The following is a 26,417-nucleotide window of genomic DNA, read 5'->3' on the forward strand; positions in this document are numbered from 1 at the left end:
GGCTTCCGGAGCCGTGTTGCGCTGCACATTGTGCAGGTGCTAATGCGGCATCGAGGCAGAGAGAGGATTGACCCCGTATGGCCAAGCGCACCCGCGACGGAGACCCCATCGTCATCAAGAAATACGCCAACCGGCGGCTCTACAACACCGACACCTCGAGCTACATCACGCTCGACGATCTGGCGAAGATGACCCGCGAGAATGTCGATTTCTCGGTGATCGACGCTAAGAGCGGCGACGACATCACCCATACCATCCTGACCCAGATCATCGTCGAGCAGGAAAGCACCGGCGAACAGATGCTCCCGGTCAGCTTCCTGCGCGATCTGATCTCGATGTATGGCAATTCGGTGCAGGGCATGATGCCCAGCTATCTGGAAGCCAGCATGGCCAGCTTCCGCAAGAACCGCGAGCAGTTGCAGGAGGCGTTCCAGAAGGGGGTCGAGGTCAATCCGATGGCCAAGATGGTCGAGACCAACCTCAAACTGATGCAGAACGCCGCCGAGGTCTTCATGCCCGGGAGCAAGCCCGCCGGGAAGACGCCCACCGCCAAGACGCCGGCCGGGCCGCCCGCGGAGCCCGCGCCCAAGGACGAGCTGGCGCAGATGCGCAAGCAGATGGCGGCAATGCAGAAGAAGCTCGACGAGCTCGATAGCTAGCAAGCCTCGTTTTCCCTCTCGCGCAAAACCCGGCTCGACTAGCCGCGACCGCTGCGGCTAGGGGCTGCGGCGACCACCCCTTATTGAACGAGATTGCCCGATGGCCGAGATTCGCCACGCCCTGACCGCCCGCCGCGCCGATGATTTCGCCGCCTGGTATCAGGAGGTCATCGGCGCCGCCGATATGGCCGAGGAATCGGGGGTGCGCGGCTGCATGGTGATCAAGCCGTGGGGGTTCGGCATCTGGGAGCGGATGCAGCGGCTGCTCGACGACCGGATCAAGGCGACCGGCCACGACAACGTCTATTTTCCGCTGTTCATCCCGCTCGCCAATTTCGAGCGCGAGGCCGAGCATGTCGAGGGCTTCGCCAAGGAAATGGCCGTGGTCACGCATCACCGGCTGATCGCGGGGAAGGATGGCGGGCTGGTCCCCGATCCCGAGGCGAAACTGGAAGAGCCGCTGGTGGTGCGCCCGACCTCGGAGACCATCTTCGGCGATGCCATGGCGCGCTGGATCCGCAGTTGGCGCGACCTGCCGTTGAAGCTCAACCAGTGGGCCAATGTGGTGCGCTGGGAAATGCGCACCCGCATGTTCCTGCGCACCAGCGAGTTCCTCTGGCAGGAAGGCCACACCGCGCATGCCGACGCCGCCGAGGCGAAGGAGCACACGCTCCGGATGCTCGAGGTCTATCGCGCCTTCGCGGAAGACGATCTCGCCCTCCCGGTGATTGCGGGCGAGAAGCCCGAGAACGAGCGCTTTCCGGGCGCGGTCGAGACCTGGTCGATCGAGGCGATGATGCAGGACGGCAAGGCGCTGCAGGCGGGCACCAGCCACTATCTCGGCGAGAATTTCGCGCGCGCCAGCGGTATCCAGTTCCAGGACAAGGATGGTGGACAGACCTATTGCCACACCACCAGCTGGGGCGTCTCGACCCGCATGGTCGGCGCGATCATCATGACGCATGGCGATGACGACGGCTTGCGCGTCCCCCCGCAGATCGCGCCGTGGCAGGTCGTCATCCTGCCGATGCTGCGCGACAAGCCCGAAGACGAGGCGCTGCTCGCCTATTGCGAGGAGCTCCGTGCCATGCTTGCCGCCGAGCGCGCCTTCGACGAGCCTATGCGGGTGTTGCTCGACACCAAGCCGGGCAAGGCCGCGGCCAAGCGCTGGGACTGGGTTCGCAAGGGCGCGCCCGTGATCGTCGAGGTTGGCGGCCGCGACATGGAGCAGGGCGTGGTCTCACTGCTGCGCCGCGACAGCCTGTGGGACGCCGGCACCGGCAAACCCGCATTCGAGAACCCGGCGCGCGAGGCGCTGGCGCAGGCGCTCCCCGGCATGCTCGCCGAGATCCAGTCCGGGCTGCTTTCCGAAGCAAGCGAGCGGCGCGAGGTCAATATCACCCGCGATGTCGCCAGCATGGATACGGTCGAGGCGCATTTCGCCGAGGACCAGCGCTATCCTGGCTGGCTCGAGGTGCAATGGTGCAAGCCCACCGGCCCCGCACTCGATGCGGTGGTCGAGCGGTTGAAGGCGCTCAAGCTGACGGTGCGCAATGTGCCGATCGGCGCGCGTCCTGCCGATGGGTCCTGCATCTTCACTGGCGAGCCCGCGGTGGAGCGGGTGCTGCTGGCGCGGGCCTACTGATCCACGTCTCTTGTCGGGGGAATAGTTTGGAGCAGGGCCGTTGATCTTTGCCCACAATCTCGCAAGAGTACGGCGTATGAGAAAAACCGCCCTGCTCGCCGCCGTCTTCGCCACACCGCTTGTCGCGCAGGTCCAGCCCGCCGAACAGGTTTCCGCCGAACGCTTGCGCGCCGATGTCGAAAAGCTCGTCTCGTTTGGCACCCGACATACGCTGTCCGAGCAGGACAATCCCGAGCGCGGGATCGGCGCGGCGGTCGATTGGGGTGCTTCGGAAATGCGAAACATCTCAGCCGGTTGCGACAATTGCCTCGAAGTGGTTCTGCCCGAACGCATGATCGAGGGCAGCCGGGTGCCGACAGCAACGCGGCTGCGCAACGTCGTCGCCATCCAGCGCGGCACCGAGCGACCGAACGAAGTCGTCGTTGTCCAGGCGCATATCGACAGCCGGGTTTCGGATGTCTCCGATTTCACCAGCGATGCGCCCGGCGCCAATGACGATGGTTCGGGAACCGCTCTGGTGATCGAGGCCGCGCGCGTGCTGTCCGCCAAGAGCCACCCCACCACCATCGTCTATGCGCTGCTCTCGGGCGAGGAACAGGGTCTCTACGGTGGCAGGCTGCTGGCCGACTGGCTCGGCGAGCAGGGCTATACGGTCAAGGCCGTGCTCAATAATGATGTCGTCGGTAACAGCTGCGGCAGCGACGGATATTGCGATCCCGACCATGTCCGCGTCTTCTCCGAGGGGCCGCGTGCCGATCTCACCGATTCCTTGCGCGCGGCGCAGCGCCGCGAGGGCGGCGAGAACGATTCGCCTAGTCGCAACCTCTCGCGCTGGATCGACGGTCTCGCCGAGCAGGACGAAGCGGGCCTCGATGTCCGCCAAATCTGGCGAGTCGATCGCATGGGGCGGGGCGGGGACCAGATTCCCTTTCTCGAAGCGGGCTATCCCGCGGTGCGCTTCAGCGTTGCCGTGGAGGATTACGAACACCAGCATCAGGATCTGCGCGTCGAAGACGGCACCGCATATGGCGACACGGTGGATGAAATGGATTTCGCTTATCTCGCAAAAGTGACGCAGCTCAATGTGCGTGCGCTCGACCAGCTGGCTTCCGTGCCCATTCCTCCGGTGCCCACCGCGCAGGCCGCAGTGCGGACGGATACGCTGCTGGAGTGGAAAGGCGTCGCGGGTGCTTCGGGCTATGTCGTCAAAATGCGCCGCACCGACGAACCGGATTGGACGCAGGACGGTCCGATCGTGAACTACGAACGGCCGCGTCCCGGTGCCGTGACACCAGCAGGTGAGCGGACGCACAGTGTGGTGATACCGGTGCGAGGGGACGACTGGATTTTCGGGGTCGCATCTTTCGGACCGGGGGGAACGAGCCCCTTTGCCAGCGCCGTCCCGGCGGGGCAATTTGCGCCCGTCGTGGTCGAAGAGGATGACAGCGACTAGCCGCGACCCCATATGGCGGGCATGAATGACAAAACCGATAACAATCGCCGGACCGCCGGCATGCCTTCCCAGACCGAAATCATCGAATTCATCCAGGGCTACGATGGCGCAGCCGGCAAGCGCGAGATCGCCAAGGCCTTCGGATTGAAGGGCCAGGAGAAGATCACGCTCAAGAAGCGGCTCAAGCAGATGGCCGAAGAAGGGCTGATCGACGGCAAGCGCACCGCCTATCACCGCAAGGGCGATGTCCCCAAGGTCACCGTGCTCAAGATCGTGTCGATCGAGGATGGCGAGCTCTACGCCGAACCCGAGGGTCAGGATGGCGAGGCGGAAGACAAGCCCCAGCGCATGCTGGTCAAGGAAAGCAAGAAGCACGGCGCGCTCAAACGCGGCGATCGCATCCTCGCGCGCACCGAGCAGACCCAGCACGGCTGGCGCGCGCATCCGATGAAGAAATTGCCAGCGCGCACCGAAGGGCTGATGGGGGTCGTCGAAATCGACCAGGCGGGCAAGGCCTGGCTTGCTCCGGTGGACAAGAAGGTTCGCAATTCCTCGCCCATCTCGGATCTTGGCGGCGCCGAGGACGGCGAGCTGGTGATCGTCGAGCGCACCGGCAATTCGCCACGCGCCGGTGTCAAGGTCGTCGAGGTCGTCGGTGATCCGCTGGCGCCCAAGAGCTTCAGTATGATCGCCATCGCCAAGCATGGCATCCCGCACGTGTTCCCCGACGAGGTGCTGGAAGAGGCCAAGCAGGCTGCCAAGCTGCCGCTGTCCGACGACAAGCGCGAAGATCTGCGCGGTGTGCCGATCATGGCGATCGATCCCGCCGATGCGCGCGATCACGACGATGCGATCTGGGCCGAACCCGATGGATCGGGTGGCTACCGTGCCATCGTCGCCATCGCCGATGTCGCCTTCTACGTCCGGCCCGGCGGGGCTCTCGACAAGGAAGCCCGCAAGCGCGGCAATTCGGTCTATTTCCCCGATCAGGTCGTGCCGATGCTTCCCGAAGTGCTCAGCGCCGATGTCTGTTCGCTCAAGCAGGACGTCGACCGCGCGGCAATGGCCTGCCATCTGCGGATTTCGTCAGCGGGCCAGATCACCGAATGGCGCTTCACCCGCGCCATCGTCCGGCTGGCGCGCAACATCGCCTATGAGGACGCGCAGGCCGCGATTGATGGCGGCGATGCACCCGAAGCGCTGACCCAACTGTGGGGCGCGTGGAAGCTGCTCCATCAGGCGCGGACCGCGCGCGACCCGCTCGAGCTCGACCTGCCCGAGCGGCAGGTGCGCCTGAACGACAAGGGCCAGATCGAGGAGATCGCGGTGCGCGAACGGCTCGATGCCCACCGCGTGGTCGAAGATTTCATGATCGCCGCCAATGTCGCCGCGGCGAAAGCGCTTGAGGCCAAGACCGCACCGGTGGTCTACCGCATTCACGAACCGCCGAGCCGCGACAAGCTGATCGCGATGCGCGAATATATGGCGACGCAGGGGCGCAAGATCGCGCTCGGTCAGGTGATCACCCCCAGCCTGTTCAACCGCCTGCTCAAGGATGTCACCGACGAGGCCGAAAAGGTGCTGGTGATGGAAGCGGTACTGCGGAGCCAGTCGCAGGCCTATTACGGCCCCGCAAATGCGGGCCATTTCGGGCTTTCGCTCGGTTCCTACGCGCATTTCACCTCGCCGATCCGCCGCTATGCCGATCTGCTGGTCCACCGCGCGCTGGTTGATGGCTACAAGCTCGAACAGCCCAAGCCGAGCGGCGGATTGCCGCCGGGTAGCGGTCTCGCCGATCGCGACCGCGATTCGCTGCAGGCGATCAGCGACGCGATCAGCCAGACCGAACGCCGCGCGATGGAGGCCGAGCGCGATACGACCGACCGCTATGTCGCCGCCTGGCTCTCGGGCCGGGTGGGCGAGACCTTCGACACCCGGATCACCGGGGTGCAGGGCTTCGGTTTCTTCGCGACGATCGAAAAGCTGGGCGGCGACGGGCTGGTCCCGGTCTCGACGCTGGGCCGCGAATATTTCCGCTACGACGAGGCGTCGCAGACGCTGAAGGGCGAGGGCAGCGGCACGAGCTATTCGGTGGGCGACAAGCTCAAGCTGACGCTGGCCGAAGCCAACGCTTTGACGGGCGCGCTCAAATTCGCGGTGCCCGAGAGCGAAGGCAAGGGAATCGAACCGCGTGGCAAACGCGACGACGGGCGCAACAAGTCGGGCGGCGGACGTCCCGGCGGGCGTTCCGGTGGACGCGGCGGCAAGAACGGCCAGTCCAAGGGCAATGCCGGACCGCCGAAGGGCAAACCCGGTCAGGGGAAGCCTGCAGGAGGTAGGCCCGCGCAGGGCAAACCCGCAGGAGGCAAGCCTGCACAAGGCAAGCCCGAGACGGGTCAGCATGCGCAGGGCCAGCGCGGCAGGCCAGCGAACATCAGGCACCAGGGGCGCAAGAAGAAGTAGCCGAGCCGAGGTCGGACCGGAACAGCCGCTCGCCGCACTCATTGATTGGGGAAAGGAGACTGCCCCCAATGATCACCCCCGGCGCCGCCGCCCCCGACCTCGACCTTCCGCTGACCATCAAGGCGCGGTTCGTGCTGTCCGATCAGCATCCCGATGCTTTCACCATGCTGGTGTTCTATCGCGGCAGCCACTGCCCGATCTGCAAGCAATACCTCACAGAGCTCGGTGGCCGACTGGATGATTTCACCAGCCGCGGGGTCAATGTCTTTGCGATCTCGATGGATTCCCCAGAGCGCGCAGCGACCGCGCATGAGGATTGGGAAACGCACGACCTCCCGCTGGCGCATTCGCTGAGCGAGGATCAGGCGCGCGAATGGGGATTGTTCCTGTCCGGCGCGCGCGCCGACAGCGATGAGCCGAAAGTGTTTTCCGAGCCCGGACTGTTCCTGCTCAGGCCCGATCGGTCGGTCTTTTTCGAGGTGGTTCAGAGCGCGCCCTTTACCCGGCCCGATCTCGACCAGCTGCTCGAGGGCATAGATATCGTCACCAAGAAGGATTACCCGACCCGCGGTACGCTCACCTGAGCGCTATCGCAGCGGATCCGGACCCGCTCAAGCCAGCCGGTCGAGCGCCTCGCGGTCGAGCCCGCCGGGAATGATGTAGAGCGGGCAGGGCAGCGTCCCGGCGTGCGCGGAAAAATGGCTCACCAACGGTCCCGGGCCGCCTTCGGAGCCCGCGCCCAGCACCAGCGCGGCGATATCCTCGCGCTCCTCCAGATAACCCCGCACGATTGTTTCGGGATCGCCAAGCCGCACCGCGATCTGCGGCATCTTGCCGCTTTCGGCAAAGATATTCCCCGCTGCCGAATTGGCCATGACCTCAGCCCGCTCGCGCGCTTCCTGCTCGATGGTCGCCTGCACCCCGCCAAAAGCGTTGAAATTCTGCCGCGGCACCAGCGCCAGGATATGCACTGATCCGCCGGTCTGCGCGGCGCGGTGGCTGGCGAAGCGCAGCGCGCTCTTGGCTTCTTCGGTTTCGTCCATGACGACCAGATATTTGCGCATCTTTTGCCTCCGATCCCCACCCGGTTCCGGGCCAGATCTTTCGCGCGGGGTATCCGGGATAAACCCGCGCTTCGCAAGAACCTTGCGGGAAGCGGGCAAATTGGCCAGAGGTGCGGCACGCCATTCCGACGCAGCGAGGACGCGCTTCACCCCATGCCGATCGCCATCAAGATGCCCGCCCTGTCTCCCACCATGGAGGAAGGCACGCTCGCCAAATGGCTGGTCAAGCCGGGCGATACCATCAGCTCGGGCGATCTCATGGCCGAGATCGAAACCGACAAGGCGACAATGGAATTCGAAGCGGTGGATGAAGGCATTCTGGCCTCGATCGCGGTCGAGGAAGGCACCGAGGGGGTCAAGGTCGGAACCGTGATCGCGATGCTCGCCGAAGAGGGCGAGGATGTGGACGAGGTGGCGAAGGGCGGGACCGCCGATGAGGGGGAAGAGCCCGAGGCCGAAAAAGAGCCCGAAGCCCAAAAGGACCCCGAACCCGTTGAAGGTGATAAGGGCGAAAAGGCCGAAAAGGCGGCGGATGCCGGCCGAGCCGCACCCGAACCCGCGCCAGAACCGACAGGCGACCGCATCATCGCCAGCCCGCTCGCCAAGCGTATCGCCGAACAGCAGGGTATCGACCTCGCGACCGTGACCGGGAGCGGTCCCAACGGCCGTATCGTCAAGGCCGATGTCGAGAGCGCCGAGGCAGGTACCACAGCGCCCGCGAAGAGCCAGGAAGACGCGCAAGCCGACCAGCCCTCCGCCAAGGCACCTGCAAAACCCGCTTCCGCCAGCGACCATGGCGCGCCGTATGAGGAAGAAAAACTCTCCAGCGTCCGCAAGATCATCGCGCGGCGGCTTACCGAGAGCAAGCAGCAGGTCCCGCATTACTATCTCGCGGTCGATGTCCGGCTCGATGCGCTGCTCGATCTGCGCAAGCAGATCAACGCCACGCTCGAGGCGGACGGGGTCAAGCTGTCGGTCAACGATCTGCTGATCAAGGCGCTGGCGCGTGCGCTGATGCGGGTGCCGCAATGCAACGTCAGCTTCCAGCGCGAGACGATCCACAAATATTCGCGCGCCGATGTCTCGGTGGCGGTCGCCGCACCCAGCGGGCTGATCACCCCGATCATCACCGAAGCCGACACCCGCGGGCTGGCCTCGATCAGCACCCAGATGAAAGCGCTGGCCGAGAAGGCGCGCGATGGCAAATTGCAGCCGCACGAATATCAGGGCGGCACCGCCAGCCTGTCCAATCTGGGCATGTTCGGGATCAAGCAGTTCGACGCGGTCATCAACCCGCCGCAGGGGATGATCATGGCGGTCGGCGCGGGCGAGCCGCGCCCCTATGTGGTCGACGGCTCGCTGCAGATCGCCACCGTGATGACCGCCAGCGGCAGCTTCGACCACCGCGCCATCGACGGCGCCGATGGCGCGCAGCTGATGGAAGCCTTCAAGCAATTGTGCGAAAACCCGATGGGGCTGGTGGTTTGATAAAGACGAGCCACATGGCCGGCCCCTCCGCTATCGTCCTGCTGCTGGGTGCGACCGCCTGCGACTACCAAACCGATCAGGGCGAGGCGCGCACCTACGATACGCAATCCGCCGAGGACGCTGCCGTGGTCGATGCCCGCCCGGTGCAGATCGGGTTCGACGGGCGGCGCTTCGCTGCCTGCGCCAGCTATGGCGAGGTCACCAGTTTCAATCCGCGCGGCGAAGACACGCTTACGGTCCGCGCCGCGCCGGCCGGAAGCGCAGCCGAGGTCGATCAGCTGGCGGCTGGCACCGGCGTTGCCATGTGCCAGAAGGTCGGCGGCTGGATCGGCATCGTCTATCCGCCCCCGGTTGCCGAGGCTGCAGAAGGCGAGGCGCTCGAGGAGCTGCTCGATTGCGGGACCGGGTCGCCGGTTCCGGATGCGCGCAATTACGAGGGTCCGTGCCGCTCGGGCTGGGTCCGCGAGGAATACATTCGACTGATGGGAAGCCAATCATGACCGAGCGCGTCCCGCTGATCCGCGTCACCGCCATGCCGGCCGATACCAATCCCTATGGGGGGGTGTTCGGGGGTTGGCTGATGAGCCAGATGGCGCTTGGCGCTGGCGCGCTGGCGAGCCGTGCGGGGCAGGGCAAGGCGGTGGTCGTCTCGGCCAGCGATTTCGCCTTTCCCGGCGCGATGGCGGTGGGCGACGAGCTGTCGGTCTATTGCGAGATCGCTGCAGTCGGCAAAACTTCCATGACCGTCGCCGCCGAGGCGATCGCGCGCGAACGCAATGGCGAGGCGAGCACCCGCGTCGCCGAAGGAACATTCAAATTCGTCCTGCTCGACGACGAGGATCGCCCGCGTCCGGTGCGCCTCTCGGCCGAAGCGGCGTTGCCATCGCGCGACAAGGCAGGCGCGCAGAACGATGCCTGAACGCTTCCCTACAGAGTTTGCGCCGGGCCATGCTCGCGCGATGCTTCGTATTCATCTTTCCTCAGCATTCGCGGCTCCGGCAAACGACCGCTTGAAACCCACGAGAGTGTCAGCTCCGATTGTGGCCTTCGCGCTGGCCAATTACCGTAAACAACAGGGTTCGCATGGCTGAGAAATACGATCTGATCGTGCTGGGAAGCGGGCCGGGAGGCTATGTCGCGGCGATCCGCGCTGCGCAGCTCGGCCTCAAAACCGCAATCGTCGAGCGCGAACTGCTCGGCGGGATCTGCCTCAACTGGGGCTGCATCCCCACCAAGGCGCTGCTGCGCTCGGCCGAAATCTTCCACTACATGCAGAACGCGGGCGACTATGGGCTCAAGGCCAAGGAGATCGAGGCCGATCTCGACGCAGTGGTCAAGCGCAGCCGCGGGGTCGCCAAACAGCTCAATCAGGGTGTCACGCACCTGATGAAGAAGAACAAGATCGTGGTGCATATGGGCGAGGGTCGGCTCACCGGCCCGACCTCGCTGACGGTCAAGACCGACAAGGGCGAAGAAAAGCTCGAGGCGAAACACGTCATCGTCGCGACCGGCGCACGTGCGCGCGAGCTGCCCTTCGCCAAGGCAGACGGCAAGCGCGTCTGGACCTATCGCCACGCGATGACGCCGAAGGAAATGCCGACCAAGCTGCTGGTCATCGGCTCGGGCGCAATCGGGATCGAGTTTGCAAGCTTCTACAACGACATGGGCGCCGAGGTGACCGTGGTCGAAATGCTCGACCGCGTTGTCCCGGTCGAGGACGAGGAAGTCTCCGCCTTCCTGGCGAAAACGCTGACCAAACAGGGCATTACGATCAAGACCGGCGCCGGCGTCGAGGATCTGAAGGTCGCAGCCAAGGGAGTGACCGCCAAGATCAAGGGCAAGGATGGCAAGGTCGAGACCACCGAATTCTGCCATGTGATCGTCGCCGTGGGCATCGTCCCCAACACCGAGGATATCGGGCTCGAGAAGCTCGCCGAAATGGATCGCGGCTTTGTCCAGATCGATCCCTACGGGCGAACGAAGTCGAAGGGGCTGTGGGCCATCGGCGACTGCACTCCCGGCCCTTGGCTGGCGCACAAGGCCAGCCACGAGGGTGTCACCGCCGCCGAAGCGATCGCGCAGGAACTGGGTAACAAGGAGGTCGCGCCCCACGCGCTTGACCGAGCCAACATCCCCGGCTGCACCTATTGCCACCCGCAGATCGCCAGCGTCGGACTGACCGAGGCCAAGGCGAAAGAGGCCGGGCACGAGGTCCGGGTCGGCAGCTTCCCCTTCATCGGCAACGGCAAGGCCATCGCGCTCGGCGAGGCCGAGGGCTTCGTCAAAACGGTGTTCGATGCCAAGACCGGGGAATTGCTCGGCGCGCATATGATCGGGGCAGAGGTCACCGAGCTGATCCAAGGGTACACCGTGGGCAAGCAGCTCGAAACCACCGAGGCTGAGCTCATGCAGACGATCTTCCCGCACCCGACCCTCTCGGAGATGATGCACGAAAGCGTGCTGGCTGCGTACGACCGCGCGCTGCACATCTGACGCGCGCGTTGCGTCTCACCGCGCCAACCCCTCGGCTCGTCGTCAGTGCCTGTGCCGGTTTGCCTCCTGATCGGTTGGACCTTTAAGGAGACGACATATGGAATACGAAATCGACGACGATCCGCAGGGCGAAAAAGACAAGAACCTCGGTGACCGCACCGGCGGCATCGTTGAGGATCATAGGGCACTGAAGAATCAGTCGAGCGTCAAGGCCACCGATTATCCGGTGAAGGACCGCCGGGCGCAGTCATTGGTGGGCAAGAAGAAATGATCATTCAGCCGGACTGACTGACAACAATGGCGGACAGGGTGGGATTCGAACCCACGAAGGGCTTGCACCCTTGCCGGTTTTCAAGACCGGTGCATTCGACCACTCTGCCACCTGTCCGCTCGTCGCCGCCATTAATGCGCAAGCACAGGATTGTCACGCCCTGACGCGCCGAGATGCCCGCTTCTCTGGAACAAGCCAGCCCGCCGTGGATAGGAGCCGCAAGACATATCGCGTTCATTGGCGATGTGCGAGGGAGCACCTATGATATTCGAACGCCCGATGCTCAAACGGCTGAGCAGGACCATGGCCATTGCCGCCGCGATCTTCGCCGCGCAGCCCGCCTACGCTCAGGACATGTCCTTTGATGCCTATGTGCAACTGCTCATGGCCAAGGCCCGTGCTCAGGGCGTCAGCGATGGAACGATCACCCGGATGACCGCAGGGCTCGAGCCCAATCGCCGGGTCATCGAACTCGATCAGGCCCAGCCGGGATCGCCGACCAGATCGGGATTCCCTCCGGTTTCAGATTACATTGCACGCCACGTCGATTCCGCGCGGATCAACGGCGGCCGGCGCGCGTACGCCGACGCCCGCGCGACGCTCGGCGCCGTCGAGCGAGACTATGGTGTGCCTGGAGAAATCCTCGTCGCCATCTGGGGCCACGAGACGGCCTATGGCGCTGTCCGTGGCGGGTTCGATCTGTCGCAAGCCTTGGCCACGCTGGCCTGGGAGGGGCGCCGCCGCGAGTTGTTCGAGGGCGAGTTTCTCGCTTTGATGAAAGTCGCGGATCGCGGTTATTCGCGGTCGGAGCTCCAGGGTAGTTGGGCCGGTGCTTTCGGCAATCCGCAATTCCTGCCGAGCGTCTATCTGCGCCTCGCTAGCGATGGTGATGGCGATGGGGCGGCAAACATCTTTACCAACCGCGCCGATACGCTGGCCTCGATCGCCAATTATTTCCGCGATGCCGGCTGGCGCACCGGCCAGCCCTGGGGCGTGAGCGCCTCTGTGCCACGCGGATTCGACACCAACGCCGTCAGCACCGAGCTTGTCGCGGCCGTCTGCCCGCGCGTCCACGAGCGGCACAGCCAATTCAAGACGGTAGCCGAGTGGCGCGCGCTCGGTGTGCAGCCGCTGCGCCCGCTTGGTGAAACCACGATGGCCTCGCTGTTCCAGCCCGATGGGCCTGGCACACCGGCTTGGCTGTTAACGTCAAATTATCGGGTTATCCTCGAATATAACTGCTCCAATTACTACGCCATGAGTGTGGGTTTGCTGGCAGATGAGATTTCCCGTTAAAAAACTGACCGGCTTCGGTGCGGTCGCGCTGGGCTTTACGCTCGCCTCCTGCATACCAGGAGCGACCGCAGTAGAGAGCGCGCCGATGGCGTCCGACGGGATGATCAATGCCGGTGGGCAGACAGGCCCGCAGGCCGATTATCCGGTCGTGGTCGGCGAACCCTTCACCATCGATGGCATCACTCACACTCCGATCGATGTGCTCAACCACGATGAGGTCGGTTATGCAACGATCGACGAGCCGGGCGCGACCGGGATCAGCGCTGCGCATCGGACGCTTCCGCTACCCAGCTATGTAGAGGTCACCTCGCTCGAGAGCGGACGGACGACCCTGGTGCGCGTCGAGCGGCGCGGGCCGATGACCAATGTGCGGTTGATCGCGCTCTCGCCGGATGCGCGCGCGCAGCTCGGCGTGGCCGAGGGCACCCCGGTCCGGGTTCGCCGCGTCAATCCGCCTGAGGAGGAGCGCGCCGAATTGCGCGGCGACCGGATGGCAAGCCTGCGCATGGAAACCCCGCCGGGGCTGCTCGAAGTGCTCAAGCGCAAGCTTCCCGCGGTGGGTTCGGCTTCGCTGACCCGCACCGAGGGAGAGGAACCGGCCGCTATTGCCAGCTCTGCACCTGCGGCGATCCGCTCGGTCGATCCCAACAGCGGTGTGCCCTCGACGCGGATACCAATCGAGGACGAGGTCACGAGCGGCACCGTGGCAGCACCCGTTGCGGTTGCGGAAGCGTCCACTGCAGCGGCAGCGGTTCCCAATCCCGCTCCGAGGCCGGTCGCCAGCGGCGATTATGCGGTGCAGGCGGGAGCCTATTCGTCCAAGTCCTCGGCCGAGCGCGTCGCTCAGAGCATCGGCGGCTATCTCGAACCGGTCGGCAGGCTGTGGCGCGTGCGGAGCGGGCCTTTCGCCACCCGTGGACAGGCCTCGGCGGCGCTCGCCAAGGTGCGTGGTGCCGGTTATAGCGGCGCCCAGATTGTAACGCTGAGATAGGCCACCGGGTGCTCCCGGTGGCGGGAGCACATTTGATCCGAACCATCGCACTATGCCTGGCAGCCGTGATGCTGGGCGCTGCCAGCCCTGCACCGCAGGGGGATCGCTTGCGCCCTCCCAGCGCGCAGGACGCGCCGATCGCACTGCTCGTCGATCTGTCGAGCGGCCAGACGCTGTTCGCGCGCGAGAGCGACCGGCGCTTCATGCCGGCCTCGATCACCAAGGTGATGACCGCACTGCTGGCCTTCGAAATGATCGAGGATCACCGGCTGTTTCCGGAACAGGCGATGACCGTCCGGCCCGAGACCTTCCGGCGCTGGAGCCGCGTCGGCTCGACCATGTATATACCTGACGATGCACGGGTGACGGTCGAGGAACTGCTGTTTGGCATCACCACGGTTTCGGGCAATGATGCCTCGGTCGTGCTGGCCGAAGGCGCAGCGGGCTCGGTGGCGCAATGGCTTGCGGGAATGAACGCGACCGCTGCCAAATACGACATGCACGACAGCCATTTCAACACCCCCAACGGCTGGATGGACGACGGACGGACCTTCACCACCGCCCGCGATCTGGTGACGATGGGCAGCGCTTTGGTGCTTCAACACCCGGAGAAATATCGCCACTTCTTTGGCGCGGTCGGGCTCGAATACAACGGCATCACCCAGCGCAATCACGATCCCATCACCGGCAGGGTCGAGGGCGCGGACGGGATCAAGACCGGCTTTACCAATCAGGCCGGCTATGGCTTTCTCGGCAGCGCCGAGCGCAACGGGCGACGGCTGATGATGGTTGTCGCTGCCAGCCCCAGCGGACGTACGCGCAACTCGGCGTCGCGCGATCTCATCGAATGGGGTTTCGCCAATTTCGCCGGCGTCCGCCTGTTCGAAAAGGACGAGGCGATCGCCAAAGCCCGTGTCCAGGATGGCAGCGCCAGTGCGGTTCCGCTGGCGGCGCAGGCTCCTGTCGGGCTGTCGATCCCGCGTGATCGCGAAATGAATATCAAGCTGACCATTCGCTATGAAGGCCCTCTGCGCGCACCGATCGCGCAGGGTGAGGAAGTGGCGCGGCTATTGGTCAGCGTCGACGGCCAGCAAGTCAATTCGGTCCCTCTGGTAGCGACACAGGCGATCGTCGAGGCGAACCCTCTGCGGCGGGTGTTCAACGGCCTGCTGGGCTGGGTCACATGATGCGCCGGCGGTTTATTGCGCTCGAAGGTGGGGAGGGGACGGGGAAGTCGACCCAGGCCCGCTTGCTGGCGAGCGAGCTCGAGCGACGAGGGGTTGAAACCTTGCTCACCCGCGAACCGGGTGGCACGCCGGGAGCCGAGGCGATCCGTGCGCTGCTGTTGAATCCGCTTGGCGAGGGATGGGGGATGCGCGCCGAGGCGCTGCTGTTCGCCGCGGCGCGTTCGGACCATGTCGAGCGTCTGATCCGGCCCGCGCTCGAGGGCGGGCGCTGGGTGGTGTGCGACCGTTTCCTCGATTCCAGCCGCGCCTATCAGGGCAGCGCCGGAATGCTGGGCGATGAACTTGTGCGCGGTTTGCACGGATATGGCAGCGAGGGCCTGTTGCCCGATCTGACGCTGGTCATCGCCGTTGATGAAACGACCGCTGCAGCCCGGCTTGCCGCGCGCGACGGCGCGGTGTCCGACGCGATCGGCGGACGCCAAGCGGCCTATCACTCCAACGTCAACGCCGCCTTTGTCGAATTCGCCGCAGCCGAGCCCGAACGCTTTGCCCTGATCGACGGCGAAGGCTCGGTGGACGAGGTTCACGGGCGTATCGTCGCCGCTCTGGAACCACTGCTCGCGACGGGTTCGCGCGGATGATCGGCCACGATGATGCCTGGTCGGCCTGGCGCGACGCCATGGAGGGCGAGCGGATGCATCATGCATGGCTGCTCGCGGGCAAGTCGGGGCTGGGCAAGATGCACTTCGCGCTGGCCGCGGCGCGCGAGCTGGTCGGGGCGGATCCCGCCAGCGAGCACCATCCCGACATCCATGTCCTCACCCATCTGCCCAAGGACGACAAGGAGGAGCGCAAGCGCGACGAAGGCAAGCCCTTCGAAATCAAGCGCAACATCACCATCGGACAGGTCCGGTCGATGCAGCAGCGGCTCAATACCCGACCGACCATGGGCGAGCGGCGCGCGATCATCGTCGATCCCGCCGACGACATGGAGCGCAACGCCTCCAATGCGCTGCTCAAGAGCCTCGAGGAGCCGCCGGTAGGGACCTTCTTCCTGCTGGTCAGCCATCGCCCCGCCAAGCTGCTACCGACCATTCGTTCGCGTTGCCGGACGCTGCGGTTCCATGCGCTCGCGGATGGCGAGATTGCGGAGCTGCTGGCCCGGCTGGCGCCCGACGCCAACGACGCGACCCGCGCTGCCGCCCTCACCGCCGCAGCCGGTTCACCCGGTCGCGCGCTGGCCTTCGTCGAACTCGGCCTCGGACCGGTGGCGCAGATCCTGCATCTGATCGCCGAACAGGGCGATCCCGAATTCACCCTGCGCGGCGAACTGGTGTCGGCGATCGGCTCCAGGCCCGATCGCGCCCGGCTTGAAGCGGTGCTCGAACTGGCGCGCTCGATCCTCGACGAAGGACTGGCCGATCTCGACCGCCAGCGTCTGCCTTCGCGGATCGCCGCGCATGCCGAACTCGTCCGCCTCTCGGGCGAAATGCCGACCTACAATTACGATCCCGGGCTGCTGGTGATGGAAATCGGCACCTTGCTCGCCGGCGCGGCGCAGTCTAGCGGGGGCACCCATGGCTGAGCCCTTCTACATTACCACCGCGATCAACTATCCCAACGGTCGGCCGCACATCGGCCACGCCTATGAGGCGATCGCCGCCGATGTCATCGCGCGCTTCCAGCGGTTGCAAGGCCGCGAGGTCCGGTTCCAGACCGGGACTGACGAGCACGGCCTCAAGATGGCGCGGAAGGCCGCCGAGCAAGACCGCACTCCGCGCGCGCTGGCCGATGAAATGTCCGGACATTTCAAGGCAATGGACGATGCTCTTGATATTTCCTACGATCGCTTCATCCGCACGGTCGAGCAGGATCACCATCGTGCCAGTCAGGCGATCTGGAAGGCGATGGAGGCCAAGGGCGATCTTTATCTCGACCGCTACGAGGGCTGGTACTCGATCCGCGACGAAGCCTATTACGACGCCAGCGAACTGACCGAGACGGAGAGCGGCGAGAAATTGTCCCCGCAAGGCACGCCGGTCGAATGGACCGTCGAGGAAAGCTGGTTCTTCCGCCTGTCGAACTATCAGCAGCCCTTGCTCGATCTGCTCGGAACTCCCGGCTTCCTCGAACCAGAGAGCCGGCGCAACGAGATGATCGCCTTCGTCGAGGGCGGCTTGCGCGATCTGTCGGTCAGCCGCACCAGCTTTGACTGGGGGGTCAAGGTCCCGGGTAGCGACGAGCACGTCATGTATGTCTGGGTCGATGCGCTGACCAATTATCTGACCGGGCTGGGCTATCCCGACGATACCGATGACTGGCGCCGCTTCTGGCCCGCTAGTCTGCATCTGATCGGCAAGGACATCGTCCGCTTCCACAGTGTCTACTGGCCAGCTTTCCTGATGAGCGCCGATCTGCCACCACCGCGCAAGGTGTTCGGCCATGGCTTCCTCCTCAATCGCGGTCAGAAGGAATCCAAGTCGCTGGGGAACGTCACCGATCCGCTGGCGCTGGCGGAGACTTTCGGGGTCGACAATCTGCGCTATTTCCTGATGCGCGAAGTCGCCTTCGGGCAGGACGGCAGCTATTCCGCCGAAGCGATCGTCGCGCGCTGCAACGCGGAGCTGGCCAACAGCTTCGGCAATCTGGTCCAGCGTGCGCTGTCGATGGTGCACAAGAACATGGACGGCGCGCTGCGCGCGTTCACCCAGGCAGAGGCAGACGAGGCGCTGCTCGCCACGGTGCGAACTGCCTGTCGGGAAAAGCTGCCCGAACGCTTCGAGGCGCTCGATTTCAGCCAGGGGATCGAGGCCTGGATGCAGGCGGTCTGGGCCTGCAACCAATATGTCGACGAACAGGCTCCCTGGGCGCTCAGGAAAACCGATCCCGAGCGGATGGAAGCGGTGCTGCTGACGCTGGTGATCGCCATCCGCGACCTCGCGCTGGCGATCCAGCCCGTCATCCCGACCCGCGCCGGCGCCGTGCTCGACATGCTCGGCATTGCGAATGACGCCCGCAACTATGCCGATCTCGGCGATACGGGCTGGTACGATGCGCTGGTTGCGGCGGATCACAGAATCGCCAAGCCAGAGCCGATGTTCCCGCGTCTCGAACTCGCCACCGAGGCCGCCTGATGCTGGTCGATAGCCATTGCCATCTGGAATATAAGGGTCTGGTCGAGGATCAGGCCGCGGTGCTCGATCGCGCACGCGCGGCGGGCGTTAAGACCTTTCTCAACATCTCGACCAAGCGATCCGAATGGGATCAGGTGGTCGCGACCGCCGAGCGCGAGCCCGATGTCTTTGCCAGCGTCGGCATCCACCCGCACCACGCCGACGACCACCAGGATTTAACCGAGGCCGCTCTGCGCGAAGCCACCGACAACCCGCGGGTGATAGGCATCGGTGAAACCGGTCTCGACTATTATTACGAGCATTCCGATCGCGCGGCGCAGCAGCGCCTGTTCCGCCTGCACATCGCAGTGGCGCGCGAGGTGCAGTTGCCGGTCATCATCCACACCCGCGATGCCGAGGACGACACGCTCGCCATTCTCGAGGATGAATTGGGGAAGGGTGCCTTCCCGGCGCTCATTCACTGTTTCACCGCCTCGGCCGAATTCGGCGAGAAGGTGCTGGCGCTCGGGCTGTCGATCTCGATCTCGGGAATCGTCACCTTCAAGAACGCGCGCGATCTCCAGGCGGTGGCGAAAACCGTTCCGGCGGACCGGCTGCTGGTCGAAACCGACAGTCCCTTCCTTGCGCCGGTGCCGCATCGGGGCCGACCGTGCGAGCCCGGCTTCGTGCGCGACACCGCTACGTTCCTCGCCGAATTGCGCGGCGAGAGCCTCGAGCAGCTGGCCGAGACGACCACGCGCAATTTTCATGCTTTGTTCTCGAAGGCAGCCGCATGAAACTGCTGATGCTTGGCTCGGGCACTTCGACGGGTGTGCCGCGGATAGGCAACGACTGGGGCGAATGCGACCCGGCCGAACCGCGCAACCGCCGGACCCGCGTCTCGATCCTGGTCGAAAACGACGCCGGCCAACGGATCCTGATCGACACATCCACCGATCTGCGCCAGCAATTGCTCGCCAATGACATCGAACGCGTCGATGCGGTGCTGTGGACGCATGACCACGCCGATCATTGCCACGGGATCGACGATCTGCGGGTGATGCGTTACGGGCGCAGCAACGCGCTGCCGGGCTATGCCGAGCCAAAGACTGCGAAGAACCTGCGCAAGCGGTTCGATTATGTCTTCGAGGGTCAGCATGGTTATCCGACGCTGATCGAACTGTCGGACCTGCGGGACCAGCGGTTGATCGCCGGCTTCTCGCTCGATTGGGTCGAAATGCCGCATGGACCGACCCACAGCACCGGTTTCCGGCTCGAGGCCGATGGCGCATCGCTGGTCTATGCGACCGATTACAGCGAAATCACGCCGCAAATGTTGTCCTGCTTCTCCGGCGTCGATCTGCTCGTCACCGATTGCCTGCGCCGTCAGCCGCATCCTACGCATGCCTGTCTGGGTCTGGCGCTGGAGCTGGCGTCGAAGACCAAGGCCAAGCAGACCGTGCTGACGCATCTCGACAAGAGCATGGACTATCGCGCGCTGTCGGAGGAAGTCCCAAAACGCGTGCTCGTGGGTTACGATGGGCTGGAGCTTGCCGCATGAGCCAATTCGATATCGTCTCGATCATCTCGCTGGTGGGCTTTCTGGTGTTGGCAGTGAGCGCGCTATCCGCGCATCGCCTGTCGCTCAAGAGAGGCGTCGTAATGGCGTTGGCCTGGGCCGCAATCTTTGCGATCGTCGTGCTTTTCATCAGCGTGATCGAGGGATGAGAGCCCAAACCACGCACCTTCTGATTTAACATAATATATATTATCATTCCAGTATGTCCGACGCGCCCAGCCAACTGACCCGCCTCCTCGCCATCATGGCTCGCTTGCGTGATCCCGAGCGCGGATGCGAATGGGATCGGGCGCAGGACTTTGCATCGATCGCGCCTTACACGATCGAGGAAGCCTATGAGGTCGCCGATGCGATCGAACGTGCTGACATGACCGATCTCCAGGGAGAACTTGGCGATCTCTTGCTTCAGGTCGTGTTTCACGCCCGTATCGCGGAAGAAGCCGGACATTTTGCCTTTGCCGATGTCGCGCGCTCGATTTCAGACAAAATGGAGGCGCGCCACCCGCATATTTTTGGCAACGGGACCGGAACCATGGGCGAAACGCGCTGGGAAAACCTCAAGCAGGCCGAGCGTGAGGCTGCCGGAGCGACCAGCGCGCTGGATGGTGTCGCAAAGGCACTCCCGGCCTTGTTGCGCGCGCAGAAGCTCCAGAAGCGAGCAGCGCGCGTCGGTTTCGATTGGCCGGATACCGAAGGGCCCAAGGCCAAGGTTTTTGAGGAAATCGAAGAGCTTGAAGAGGCCTCTTCACTCACGAAAGAGGAAGAGGCGGGCGACCTCCTGTTCGCCGCAGTCAATCTGGTGCGAGCTTATGGGATCGATGCCGAAGAAGCGCTGCGCTCAGCCAACCGCAAATTCGAGCGCCGATTTCGGGCGATGGAAACCCGCTCCGGGTATACCTTTCCCGATCTGACGCTCGATCAGCAGGAGGAACTCTGGCAGGCAGTCAAGCGGGATGAGAAGAGCACCCGCTAAAGCGAGGAAAACCTGCCGAATTCTTTCGGAGTGAGCCGTACCGATAAAAGCCTTACGGGCCCTTCACCGAGATCGGTGCTTGTTTCCTCGTTTACCTGACCATGCTGGTGCAGCCAGGCGATCCGCATTCCGTCACCGGCAGCAACCTCGATCCGATAGGTTCGCGAATCCAGCGTCAGCAGTGCGTCGATCCGCCGGAGGAGGTTTTCGACCCCCTCCCCGGTCAGCGCCGAGATTGGAACGTTCTTGTCGTCATGCGAGGCGATTTCGGTCAGTTCATCGCGCCGCTCATCGGATAATGCGTCGAACTTGTTCCATGCTTCAAGCACCGGGATTTCACTGACTCCGCTCTCCCTATCGATCACGTCGAGATCGGTCAGGATCTGCAGAACCTGTTGCTTCTGCGCGGCCGCGTCGGGATTGGCCATGTCGCGGACATGGACGATGACATCGGCGCCCGTGACCTCTTCGAGCGTGGCGCGGAAGGCCGCCACCAATTGGGTCGGCAAATCGGAGATGAAGCCCACCGTATCCGACAGGATTGCCTTCTCGACAACCGGCAATTCAATCGCCCGCATGGTCGGGTCGAGCGTGGCAAAGAGCAGGTCTTCCGCCATGACGTCGGAACCGGTCAAGCTGTTGAACAGCGTCGACTTTCCAGCGTTGGTATAGCCGACAAGCGCGATCACCGGCCAGGGTGCCCTGCCCCGTCTGGCGCGATGCAGGGCCCGCGTCTTGCGGACCTGCTCCAGCTCCTTGCGCAGTTGTGACATGCGCTGGCGGATCTGGCGACGGTCGGCCTCGATCTGCGTCTCGCCGGGACCGCCGAGGAATCCGTAGCCGCCGCGCTGGCGTTCGAGGTGAGTCCAGCTGCGGACGAGGCGGCTCTGCTGGTAATCGAGATGGGCGAGTTCGACCTGCAACCGCCCTTCGGCGGTCGCGGCGCGCTCGCCGAAGATTTCGAGGATCAGTCCGGTCCGGTCGATGACCTTGCGTGCCAGCTTGTCTTCGAGATTGCGCTGCTGGATCGGAGTGAGCGTCCCGTCGACCACCACCAGTTCGGCCTCTTCCTGTTCGCACTGGATGCGGATGTTGTCGACCTGCCCTGAGCCGAACAGCAGATTGGGCTTCACCTGGCGGACGGGCAAGATGAAGCCCTCGGCGATTACGATCCCGATCGCCAGCGCCAGCCCCTTTGCCTCCTCGAGCCGGGACTCGGCATCGAGTTCATAGGACTGGCCGCGAATATCGGGACAAATAACCAAAGCTCGCGCACCGCGCGAGACTTCACCTAGCAGATCATCATCGAAGCTCAGTTTTCTTCACCTTCCCAATCGTCCGACAGATCGACCGCGGTGGCGGGCTGGATCGTCGAAACGGCGTGTTTGTAGGCCAGTTGTACATAGCCTTCGCGTTCGAGCAGCATGCAGAACAGGTCGTATGCCGCGATGCGACCCTGGAGCATGACCCCGTTCACGAGGAACATCGTCACCTGGGCTTCGGCCTCGCTCACCCGGCTGAGAAAGACATCCTGCAGCAGGCGTTGCTTCGCCCCCGATCCTTGCCTGGCGAACTGGTCGGCATCGAGTGCAGTGCCCGGCATGATGGTGGAAATGGCGTGCTTGTAGACCAGCTGCGCCTGGCCGTCGCGGCGCAGCAGGATCGAGAAATTGTCGAACCAGGTGATTATGCCCTGAAGCTTCACACCTTTGACGAGGAACATTGTTACCGGCATCTTGTTCTTGCGGAGCAGATTTAGAAATCCGTCCTGCAGGTTCTGAGGCTTGCCGGTCGGGACTTTCGGGGCGGGCTTTTCCGCGTCCGGGGCTTTTGGCGGGGCTTTCGGCGCACGCGGGCGCGGGGATAGGGTCTTCTCGGACATAATCTGCCTCCTGTTGTTGGCGGTCGCTGTGCGCGATCCGCAATCTGGGCGCGCATCCGGTCGAAACCGAATGTGCAACCCGTGAATTATGCGCAAATGTGGGTCTTGCCGCCCAAAAGACAAATGCTTTTGTCGCCTGCGCGTTCCGCGGCTATTCTACCGCGGCGATCAGGATGAGCCCTCCCCACCCTTGCGATCGGTCATCCCCAGCATCTTGAGCTTGCGATGCAACGCCGACCGCTCCATCCCGATAAAGTTCGCGGTCTTGGAGATATTGCCGGAAAAGCGGCGGATCTGGACTGCAAGATATTCGCGTTCGAAGTTCTCGCGCGCCTCGCGCAAGGGCGCACCCATCATCGCCGCCATCGCCTGGCCGCCGCCGATCTTGCCTTCGGTGACTTCGCCCGAGAGCATTGCCGGCTCGACTCTTTCGAGCTCATCGCGCGGCGTAAGGATAATCGTCCGCTCGACGACATTACGCAGCTGGCGGACATTGCCCGGCCAGTCGTAGGCCTGCAGCGCCGCCATCGCCTCATCGGTCACCTGCGGCGGCGAGAGACCCTGTTCGGCAGCATAACGAGCAAAGAAATGCTCGGCCAGCACGGGGATGTCGTCGCGCCGTTCGGACAGCGAGGGCACCTCCACGGGAACCACATTGAGACGATAGAACAGGTCCTCGCGGAAACGCTTTTCTTCCATTTCGCGCTGCAGATCGCGCGCGGTCGACGAAACGACGCGGACATCGACCCCGATCTGGCGCGAGCCGCCGACCCTGACAAAGCTCTGCTCGGTCAGAACGCGCAGGATACGCGCCTGAGTCGAAAGTGGCATGTCTGCCACCTCGTCCAGATAGAGCGTGCCACCATCGGCCATTTCGAGCAGCCCGGCGCGGACCAGCTTGCCGTCCTGCTCCTCGCCGAACAATTCGTGCTCGAAGCGTTCGGGCGTGATCCGCGCCGAGTTGACCGAGACAAAGGCGTGATCCGCGCGCGGGCTCCAGCTGTGGAGTAGCCGCGCTGCGACCTCCTTGCCCGCACCGGCCGGGCCATAGATCAGCACCCGGCTACCAGTGCCCGCCACCCTTTTCAGAGTTGCGCGTACCTGAGTGATGGCCACCGAATTGCCCGTGAACTCATCGTCGGTTCCCAGATAGCTCTTCAGCCGTGTGTTCTCGCGCCGCAACCGTTCTGTTTCGGTGGCACGTTCCACCAACAGGAGCAGGCGCTCCGCCTCGAAGGGCTTCTCGATGAAATCGAGCGCTCCGCGGCTGACCGCCGCGACCGCGGTATCGATATTGCCGTGACCGGAGAAGATGATCACCGGCAGTTGCGGCTCGCGGATCTTGATCTCGTCGAGGACCTCGAGCCCATCCATCGGGCTGCCGTGGAGCCAGACGTCGAGCAGCACCACGCTGGGGCGCTTCTCGTCGATTGCGGCGAGCGCGGAGGTGCTGTCGCCGGCGGTGCGACATTCATAGCCTTCGTCGCTCAACACGCCAGCGACGAGATCGCGAATGTCGCGCTCGTCGTCCACGATCAGGATATCCAGAGCCATTAAGCTACCTCATTCATGCGGTTGGGTGGTGTTCGAACGCGGGCCGTTTCCCGTTGGTCTCGCGGTTGGATCGCGCGCGAAGCGCATCCTCACACAGGTGCCCCCACCTTCGCGGGCCGAGAAACCCATTTCTCCCCCATGCTCCTCGACGATCTTGTTGACGATGGCCAGCCCCAGCCCGGTGCCCTTGTCCCGCGTGGTGACATACGGCTCGAGAATACGTTCGCGATCCTTGGGCAGGCCGACGCCATTGTCCTCGACGGTGACGGTCAGCGCGGATTCGTCCGCTTCGACGACGACCTCGATCTTGCCACGATAATCGACGGGCGCCTGGGCGGCCTGGGCCTCGACCGCCTCGCCGGCGTTCTTGAGCACGTTGATCAGCGCCTGACCGAACTGATGCCGATCACATTGAATGGTGATCGGCCCGTCGGTTTCGCCCGTCAGACTGTAATCGACCTCGGGATGCCCGACTTCCTGCAAAAACAGCGATTGACGTAACAGGTCGAGCGCGTCCTCGGAGCGGAACACGGGCTTGGGCAGTCTCGCGAAGGACGAGAATTCGTCGACCATCTTGCGCAAATCGCCCACCTGGCGAATGATGGTGTTGGTCAGATCGTCGAACAGTTCGCCATCCTGGAGGATCTGCTTGCGATAGCGCCGCTTCAACCGTTCGGTGGCGAGCTGGATCGGGGTGAGCGGGTTCTTGATCTCATGCGCAATACGTCGCGCGACATCCGACCAGGCGGCCTGCCTCTGATCGAGAAGCTGGCGGGTGATGTCCTCGAAGGTGATCACATGGCCATCCCGCTCGGGACCGATCTTGACTGCAAGAGTCAGCAGGTCCGAACCCTTGGAATAGCTGACGATCCCTTTTTCCAGCCCTGCCTCGACCATCACCGCAATCTGCGGCGCAAGATCGTAGATGTTGCGGATGGCGCCTTCGCTGTCGCGATTTTCGTCGCCCAGCAGGGCCTGCGCCGGGCCATTCATCAGCATGATGTGCCCATCGCGGTCGATCGACATGACACCTGCGCTGACCGATTCGAGCACCGCCTCGATGAAGCTGCGGCGTTCCTCGATCTGGCGATTGGCGGTGACGAGCGCATCGGTCTGGCGCTCGAGCTGCGCAGTCATCCGGTTAAATGCGCGGTTGAGCAGGCCGATTTCGTCGCCGCCGGTCCGCCCCTCGACACGTAGCGCGAAATTCCCCCCGCCCACTTCGCGCGCGGCGGCGACGAGATCGGTAAGCGGCTCGACCTGACGATCGGCCAACCGCAGGGCGAACCACACCGCCAACCCGACCAGACCGAGACTGACAAAGAACAGCGCCAGATTGAAACGGAGCTGCAAGGCACGGGCGCGCTGGGTAAGCTCGTCATAGGCCTGAGTGATCGAACGCGCGCTTTCCCAGCTCCTGAAGCTGTCGCCTTCGGAATTGCGCGCGTTGTAGAGATATATGCCGGCGTCGCGATCGATCGGCGCCAGCGCCTCGATCCGTTCTTCCGATCCCTGCACAACCACTGGCTCGCCCGCCTGCAGCGGTTCGGAGCTGCGTTCGGCGAAAGCCACGGGATCGCTGCCTTCACTCAGGCCGTAAACGACGGCGGTGCGCATGCTTCCGTCGGGCATCGCCTGAAGGATGGCGCTCTCGTTGACGTCGCGCGGCTGCGCCTGATATTCGTATACCAGCGCAAAATTGGGATCGGTGACAGCGACGCTTCCCAGGATGCTGCGCATATCCATCGCCATCGAAACCGTCTCTTGGGACAGGTCGAGCTGGTTCTCCTCGTAATAGTTCTGCGCGAGGCTGTTGGTGTTCTCCATGAGCCCGCGCGAACTGTCCGAGAACCAGAAATCCACACCCGACTGGAACAGGAAGGCTGCAAAGCCAGCCACCAGAAGCGTCGGGACTGCTGCTATCAGCGAGAAGAAAAACACCAGTCGGACATGCAGCCGCGCGGTGCTGCCCGCCGCGCGACGCAATGCCATGCGCCGCCCCAGCAATACGAGTAGCGCCATTGCGGGCACCAGCGTCCCGATCAGCAGGCCGGCAACCTGCTGGGAAGGCAGCAGTTGGCCATCGGGTGGTGCATTGGTGAAGGCGAGGTAACCGCTCACGACCATTGCCACTACCGCCAGCGCCGAGGCGATCTCGAGCCACGCGAACAGGTTCGAGCGACGCGATGTCACCACGAAGCGGCGCAACCAACGCGGGGTCTGTCGAAGAGGAGAGTGCGCCTGGGTGGCCATCGTTGCCGGGTTACAACGACACTGTGGCCATTATGCAAGCTATTAATCGGCAG

25 protein-coding genes and 1 tRNA gene are annotated in these 26,417 nt (G+C 64.0%); 20 read left to right on the top strand and 6 right to left on the bottom strand.

What is annotated here, in order from left to right:
- Positions 1-77: 77 nt before the first annotated feature.
- The 5 genes from phaR (at position 78) to A9995_RS00475 (ending at position 6,804) form a co-directional block, all read left to right on the top strand.
- On the top strand, positions 78-659 hold the full coding sequence (gene phaR / locus A9995_RS00455) for a polyhydroxyalkanoate synthesis repressor PhaR (protein ID WP_067607639.1): 582 nt from the start codon (positions 78-80) through the stop codon (positions 657-659).
- Positions 660-759: 100 nt separating this feature from the next.
- Positions 760-2,304, top strand: coding sequence for a proline--tRNA ligase (proS, locus tag A9995_RS00460; RefSeq protein WP_067607642.1), 1,545 nt, complete (start codon positions 760-762; stop codon positions 2,302-2,304).
- Between the two features lie 76 nt (positions 2,305-2,380).
- Positions 2,381-3,757 (top strand): M28 family peptidase, encoded by a 1,377-nt coding sequence (locus A9995_RS00465; protein WP_067607645.1) that lies wholly within the window; start codon positions 2,381-2,383, stop codon positions 3,755-3,757.
- A gap of 21 nt (positions 3,758-3,778) precedes the next feature.
- Complete coding sequence (gene rnr / locus A9995_RS00470; protein ID WP_067609383.1) at positions 3,779-6,220, top strand: ribonuclease R; 2,442 nt, start codon at positions 3,779-3,781, stop codon at positions 6,218-6,220.
- Positions 6,221-6,288: 68 nt separating this feature from the next.
- Entirely contained in the window at positions 6,289-6,804 is a 516-nt protein-coding gene (locus A9995_RS00475; protein ID WP_067607648.1) for a redoxin domain-containing protein, read from the top strand.
- Between the two features lie 27 nt (positions 6,805-6,831).
- Here A9995_RS00475 and A9995_RS00480 read toward each other — a convergent pair whose 3' ends face one another.
- Complete coding sequence (locus A9995_RS00480; RefSeq protein WP_067607651.1) at positions 6,832-7,284, bottom strand: universal stress protein; 453 nt, start codon at positions 7,282-7,284, stop codon at positions 6,832-6,834.
- 153 nt (positions 7,285-7,437) lie between these two features.
- On the opposite strand from A9995_RS00480, the gene A9995_RS00485 reads away from it, so the two are divergent.
- The 5 genes from A9995_RS00485 to A9995_RS16895 all read left to right on the top strand — a co-directional run bounded on the left by A9995_RS00485 (position 7,438) and on the right by A9995_RS16895 (position 11,536).
- Positions 7,438-8,772: a pyruvate dehydrogenase complex dihydrolipoamide acetyltransferase gene (locus A9995_RS00485; protein ID WP_067607653.1), complete on the top strand. Its 1,335-nt coding sequence runs from the start codon at positions 7,438-7,440 to the stop codon at positions 8,770-8,772.
- A 14-nt stretch (positions 8,773-8,786) separates the two neighbouring features.
- Positions 8,787-9,272: a hypothetical protein gene (locus tag A9995_RS00490; protein WP_067607656.1), complete on the top strand. Its 486-nt coding sequence runs from the start codon at positions 8,787-8,789 to the stop codon at positions 9,270-9,272.
- Positions 9,269-9,691, top strand: a complete 423-nt coding sequence (locus A9995_RS00495; RefSeq protein ID WP_067607659.1) for an acyl-CoA thioesterase — start codon at positions 9,269-9,271, stop codon at positions 9,689-9,691. The genes A9995_RS00490 and A9995_RS00495 overlap by 4 nt, the downstream gene beginning before the upstream one ends.
- 164 nt (positions 9,692-9,855) lie before the next feature.
- Positions 9,856-11,265, top strand: coding sequence for a dihydrolipoyl dehydrogenase (gene lpdA / locus A9995_RS00500; protein WP_067607662.1), 1,410 nt, complete (start codon positions 9,856-9,858; stop codon positions 11,263-11,265).
- Positions 11,266-11,362: 97 nt separating this feature from the next.
- Positions 11,363-11,536 carry a hypothetical protein gene (locus A9995_RS16895; protein ID WP_168157301.1) on the top strand — a complete coding sequence of 58 codons (174 nt, stop codon included), beginning with the start codon at positions 11,363-11,365 and terminating at the stop codon, positions 11,534-11,536.
- A 27-nt stretch (positions 11,537-11,563) separates the two neighbouring features.
- On the opposite strand, the gene A9995_RS00505 is transcribed toward A9995_RS16895, so the two are convergent.
- Positions 11,564-11,653, bottom strand: a tRNA-Ser gene (locus A9995_RS00505).
- A gap of 162 nt (positions 11,654-11,815) precedes the next feature.
- On the opposite strand from A9995_RS00505, the gene A9995_RS00510 reads away from it, so the two are divergent.
- The 10 genes from A9995_RS00510 to mazG are packed head-to-tail and all read left to right on the top strand — an operon-like array spanning position 11,816 to position 20,675.
- Positions 11,816-12,832, top strand: coding sequence for a lytic murein transglycosylase (locus tag A9995_RS00510; RefSeq protein ID WP_199797188.1), 1,017 nt, complete (start codon positions 11,816-11,818; stop codon positions 12,830-12,832).
- Positions 12,816-13,823: an SPOR domain-containing protein gene (locus A9995_RS00515; protein WP_233998028.1), complete on the top strand. Its 1,008-nt coding sequence runs from the start codon at positions 12,816-12,818 to the stop codon at positions 13,821-13,823. Before A9995_RS00510 ends, A9995_RS00515 begins: the two co-directional genes overlap by 17 nt.
- Positions 13,824-13,855: 32 nt before the next feature.
- Positions 13,856-15,010 (top strand): D-alanyl-D-alanine carboxypeptidase family protein, encoded by a 1,155-nt coding sequence (locus A9995_RS00520; RefSeq protein ID WP_233998029.1) that lies wholly within the window; start codon positions 13,856-13,858, stop codon positions 15,008-15,010.
- Positions 15,007-15,651: a dTMP kinase gene (gene tmk, locus A9995_RS00525; protein ID WP_067607673.1), complete on the top strand. Its 645-nt coding sequence runs from the start codon at positions 15,007-15,009 to the stop codon at positions 15,649-15,651. The genes A9995_RS00520 and tmk overlap by 4 nt, the downstream gene beginning before the upstream one ends.
- Positions 15,648-16,595, top strand: a complete 948-nt coding sequence (locus A9995_RS00530) for a DNA polymerase III subunit delta' (protein WP_067607676.1) — start codon at positions 15,648-15,650, stop codon at positions 16,593-16,595. Before tmk ends, A9995_RS00530 begins: the two co-directional genes overlap by 4 nt.
- The gene (gene metG, locus A9995_RS00535; protein WP_067607679.1) at positions 16,588-18,144 is read left to right on the top strand and encodes a methionine--tRNA ligase; all 1,557 of its coding nucleotides are present in this window, start codon (positions 16,588-16,590) and stop codon (positions 18,142-18,144) included. The genes A9995_RS00530 and metG overlap by 8 nt, the downstream gene beginning before the upstream one ends.
- A complete protein-coding gene (locus A9995_RS00540) occupies positions 18,144-18,920 on the top strand; it encodes a TatD family hydrolase (RefSeq protein WP_067607682.1) in 777 nt (258 codons plus the stop codon). Before metG ends, A9995_RS00540 begins: the two co-directional genes overlap by 1 nt.
- Positions 18,917-19,684: an MBL fold metallo-hydrolase gene (locus A9995_RS00545; protein ID WP_067607685.1), complete on the top strand. Its 768-nt coding sequence runs from the start codon at positions 18,917-18,919 to the stop codon at positions 19,682-19,684. Before A9995_RS00540 ends, A9995_RS00545 begins: the two co-directional genes overlap by 4 nt.
- Entirely contained in the window at positions 19,681-19,851 is a 171-nt protein-coding gene (locus A9995_RS16900) for a hypothetical protein (protein WP_168157302.1), read from the top strand. The genes A9995_RS00545 and A9995_RS16900 overlap by 4 nt, the downstream gene beginning before the upstream one ends.
- 53 nt (positions 19,852-19,904) lie before the next feature.
- Complete coding sequence (gene mazG / locus A9995_RS00550; RefSeq protein WP_067607688.1) at positions 19,905-20,675, top strand: nucleoside triphosphate pyrophosphohydrolase; 771 nt, start codon at positions 19,905-19,907, stop codon at positions 20,673-20,675.
- Here the strand turns inward: mazG and hflX are convergent.
- The 4 genes from hflX to A9995_RS00570 form a co-directional block, all read right to left on the bottom strand.
- Positions 20,672-21,940 (bottom strand): GTPase HflX, encoded by a 1,269-nt coding sequence (gene hflX / locus A9995_RS00555; protein ID WP_082992389.1) that lies wholly within the window; start codon positions 21,938-21,940, stop codon positions 20,672-20,674. The two genes, mazG and hflX, sit on opposite strands and share 4 nt — an antisense overlap.
- A gap of 47 nt (positions 21,941-21,987) precedes the next feature.
- Positions 21,988-22,557, bottom strand: coding sequence for an RNA chaperone Hfq (gene hfq, locus A9995_RS00560; protein ID WP_082992390.1), 570 nt, complete (start codon positions 22,555-22,557; stop codon positions 21,988-21,990).
- A gap of 168 nt (positions 22,558-22,725) precedes the next feature.
- The gene (locus tag A9995_RS00565; RefSeq protein WP_067607697.1) at positions 22,726-24,111 is read right to left on the bottom strand and encodes a sigma-54 dependent transcriptional regulator; all 1,386 of its coding nucleotides are present in this window, start codon (positions 24,109-24,111) and stop codon (positions 22,726-22,728) included.
- A gap of 9 nt (positions 24,112-24,120) precedes the next feature.
- Positions 24,121-26,364, bottom strand: coding sequence for an ATP-binding protein (locus A9995_RS00570; RefSeq protein WP_067607700.1), 2,244 nt, complete (start codon positions 26,362-26,364; stop codon positions 24,121-24,123).
- Between the last annotated feature and the right edge of the window lie 53 nt (positions 26,365-26,417).

It is taken from the genome of Erythrobacter sp. QSSC1-22B (assembly GCF_001678665.1).
In the GTDB taxonomy this organism is placed as follows: domain Bacteria; phylum Pseudomonadota; class Alphaproteobacteria; order Sphingomonadales; family Sphingomonadaceae; genus Qipengyuania.